This is a genomic window from Treponema sp. R6D11 (assembly GCF_054786075.1).
Map to the genome: position 1 here is coordinate 1 of NZ_BDHD01000695.1, position 605 is coordinate 605.

1 protein-coding gene is annotated in these 605 nt (G+C 41.5%); it reads left to right on the forward strand.

Features of this window, described 5'->3' with window-relative positions:
- A partial coding sequence (locus ACYVTD_RS15540; protein ID WP_461248603.1) for a hypothetical protein occupies positions 1 to 210 on the forward strand: 210 nt, incomplete at its 5' end.
- Positions 211 to 605: the final 395 nt, after the last annotated feature.

A 605-nucleotide genomic window follows, 5' to 3' on the forward strand; every position in this document is an offset into this window, starting at 1 on the left:
GCATGGGGCAACGAAAAGTTTGTCGCCGTGGGATTTGACGGCAAAGCGGCGTATTCGGCTGACGGCGTAACATGGACAGCCGTATCGGACACCAAATTCGGCACATCCATCAGCAGCATCTACGGCATCGCATGGGGCGGTCCTGCCGGAAAGCAGAAATTTGTCGCCGTGGGATATGGCGGCAAAGCGGCGTACTGGGACGGGAATTAATTTTTAAGTAGCAAGTAGTGTGCCTTGCGTTGCAGGGTACGCTACTTGTTGTGGGTTTTGAGTACTGTTTGAGTCTGTCTATCTCATCATCTTTTACTGTTTTTTTCGGATCATTGTACTTATGCTTAAGTACAAAAGAAAAAATCTCAAAGTTATTTTCTTTCAACAGTTTAAGTACTTCTTCTGTAAAATGATTTTCGTCAAAGTTAGGACAGAAGGCAAGAATTATAAATTGTTTGTTTATGTATTTTTTTATTGCCTGAATAATTTTATCTAGTTGGTCATCGTTAGACATTTTTATTATATCAACTGCAATGCCGTTTATCTTAATATGTCGGTATTTCCCTGCGAATGACGGATCACTGAGGGTTTTTGATTTACCCCAATTGCTGTGA